This is a genomic window from Solirubrobacter soli DSM 22325 (assembly GCF_000423665.1).
Lineage (GTDB): Bacteria > Actinomycetota > Thermoleophilia > Solirubrobacterales > Solirubrobacteraceae > Solirubrobacter > Solirubrobacter soli.
This window is the reverse complement of the sequence record NZ_AUIK01000054.1, coordinates 1-3,052: the sequence shown is the minus strand read 5'-3', so window position 1 is coordinate 3,052 and position 3,052 is coordinate 1. Positions and strand designations below refer to the sequence as shown.

The 3,052-nt window shown below is 66.7% G+C and carries 2 protein-coding genes; both read left to right on the top strand.

All coding sequences use genetic code 11. The annotated features are described in order from the left end of the window. Positions 1-373, top strand: a 373-nt coding sequence (locus tag G569_RS59210; RefSeq protein ID WP_028066080.1) for a tetratricopeptide repeat protein, incomplete at its 5' end; no start/stop codon positions are given. A gap of 209 nt (positions 374-582) precedes the next feature. Continuing rightward, complete coding sequence (locus tag G569_RS63140) at positions 583-2,409, top strand: FG-GAP-like repeat-containing protein (protein ID WP_028066079.1); 1,827 nt, start codon at positions 583-585, stop codon at positions 2,407-2,409. Positions 2,410-3,052 lie beyond the last annotated feature (643 nt).

Below are 3,052 nucleotides of genomic sequence, written 5' to 3'. Positions count from 1 at the left end.
CCAGCTCGGGATCCTCGCGCAGGCTCGCGGAGACCTGGCCGAGGCCGAAACGCTCTACCGCCGCTCACTCGAAATCAACGAGCGGCTCGGCAACCCGGCCAGGATCGCCACCGGCTATCACCAGCTCGGAATGCTCGCACAAGCTCGCGGCGACGTGGACGCTGAGATGGTGGAGATTGCGAGACTCGTGGCCATGTTCGTATCGGCTGACATTGAAGCGCCAGCCGGGGTCCGGACCCGGCTGACTCAGATACGAGACGAAGTTGGACAACAGCGCATGACGGCGACGCTGACGGGCACACTTGGCGCTGAAGTCACGCACGCCGTGATGGACCTGCTAGGCAAGGACCCGGCAAGTCCCGGAACAGACTGAGGCTTTAGTTACGCCGCTCACTGCGGGGCGGGGCGTCCGTGGGCCTCACGACAATGATGCGCGTGAAGGCGGGTTATGCAAAGCCGCGTTTGCCGCACGGATGAAGACTTCCGCGCCCGGGCAGCCGTGCACGGCTATGCGAATGACTAGCCGAGCGGGACTGGAGGCCGATTACGATCGCGCAGTCACGGAGGAAGCGAAAGGGTGTCTTGAGATCAGCATGGGTTGCGGCGGCGCTTGGTCTGGCCGCGTGGTCGTCGGCTCCTGCTGCGCTGGCGTGGTCGCCGCCTGCCTTTTCTTCGCTGCAACGCGTTTCGCTGCCGGCCAATGCGAACTCGCTTCGCTTCGGCCAGCTCGACATTGACGGGCGGCCGGACTTCGTCTCGATCCAGTTCGCCTCAGGCGGCAAGAGTTCCCTCGTTGTTGGGCGCAGCGTCGCGAACGCCTTCGACACTCAGACGATCGCCTATCCCACGTTGCTCAATGACGCAGTGATTGCGGACGTCAACGGGGACGGTCGCGGTGATCTGGTCTCGGCAGGGAACGACGGTTGGATCCGTTGGCAGCTGCAGACGGCCGCCGGAGCCTTCGATTCCATCCAACAGACACTTGCGCCGGGCGGCTATTCCGTCTACGACCTTGCGCCCGCGCGTCTCAACGATGATGCACGCAGAGATTTGGTGGCCCGCACGTCTTCCGGCCTCATCCGGGCGCTCGGTACAGCTGCTGGTCTGAGCATGGCTCAGACGGTCTCAACGGGCGGCCCTTTCGTCGCGGCGGACGTCAACGCTGATGGTTATGACGATCTGGCGTACCTCTCGGGTGGGACGCAGACCGGGTGGAGCAGCCTGGCGATTCGGCTCAATGACACGATCGGCGGATTTGGAGACCCGCAGACCTTCGACTTCGGCCAAGAGGGCGGCTGGCTACGCGCCGCCGATGTCGACGGTGACCGCCGGCTCGATCTGATCGCCGCCAGCAACCGCGGCGCCGCGGTCTCGCTGCAAACTACGCCTGGCTGGTTCGCTCGTCCGATCCTGTTCACGCCGCGCGACCAGGGGCTCTCGGAGCTCGCCGACATCGACGACGACGGCGTGCCAGACCTCTTGGCCGTCGTGTCGCCGGGTCCGGGCAGCCTGATTGCCGGCTACTACCCCGGCGACGGAAGCGGTGGGTTTCTGGCGCGCCGAACGATCGCTAGCGGACTGCTCGGAACCCAAGCCTTCGCCGAAGACTTCAACGGCGATGGTCACGCGGACGTCGCCGTGCTCGAGCCCGGCGATCAAGCCAGTTCGCTCGCCATCGCGCGCCAACAGACCGCGACGTACCAAAGCTCACGCACCAGTGTGGAGTTCCCTGACCAGCTCGTCGGCACGATTGGCTACCCCCAACGGGTCGTGATCACCAACACCGGCGCCGGCCCGCTCGACCTCGGCGCTGTGAGCATCAGTGGAACCGACGCCGACGCGTTCCTGGTCAGCACAGATAACTGCGCGGCAACAACGCTGGCACCGCAAGCGACATGCGCGATCGCCGTGCGCTTCGCACCAACGGCCTTTGGACCGCTCACCGGCACGCTGTCGATTCGCGACGAGAGCGGACGCACTGATCGCCACGTCGCCCTGACGGGAACCGGAACGACCAGCGCAGGCCCGTCCGGGCCAGCTGGACCCGCGGGAGCCGCCGGAACTCCCGGCACCAACGGCAGCGATGGCGCTTCAGGACCGCAGGGCGCCCCCGGTCCGGCTGGAGCTTCTGGGCCAGCTGGGTCCCCGGGCGCGACTGGCCCCGCAGGCTCGCGCGGCGTGGCCGGACGCGACGCGAAGGTGACCTGCCGCATCGCGCGGAACACCCGCAAGCCCAAGATCACATGCAAGGTCACCTACGCCGGCGCGAATTCGCGCGTCCTCGTGCATCTCCGCGTAAACGGACGAATCGTGGCCACTCGCGAGCTGCGCCTGCGTCGCGGCCATGGAGTGATCAGCTTCGGTAAGCCCCGGGCGGCCCGGTACAAGGTGACGGCAGAGCTCAAGTAGAGCGTCGACGAGCAGTCGATTGACACCGCGCGGCGGCGACCCACGCGGGCTCGCGAATGGGGCTTATGCCTATCCGCGCGTCGCTCGGCCTCTCGCCGGTGCCTGGCGCCTGCAGGCCGCGCCTCGCGTAGGATCGGGCGAACAACCCGCGCTGCCGCGCGTGTGTCTTAGATCGACGCGATGACCCAGTTCGATCCACTGAGTGAGTTTCTTGCGTTGCCCTACGAGCAGCGCAAGTTCATCGTCCCGGAGCCCGACAAGACGGTGTCCCAGGCGCAAGGCAGACTCCTGGAGATTGCCGAACTTAGCGGAGCAGCGGGCGCCGCCACGAGCGGTGGGTTGGTATGGGCCGGCGGAGCAAGGGCAAGCCGGGCCGCGCCTGTACTGTTGGCGCGCGCTAAGGAGGTCGCCCCGCCAGTCTGGATGGCGGGTGGGGCAGTGATTGGTATCGCCGCCGGTCTCGCTTGGATGTGGCGACGGATCCGAACGCCCGACGACGCGTTTCCGGCAACCGCCATCGCCATGAGCCTGGCCGAGAGACTCGACTTCTGGCGTGGACCCCGTTGGTGTTGTCAGTTAGGCCGCGGGGGTTAGGTGGTCGTCGTGATCTTTCCAGGTCTGGGCGACCTCGCTCGGGGTGCGG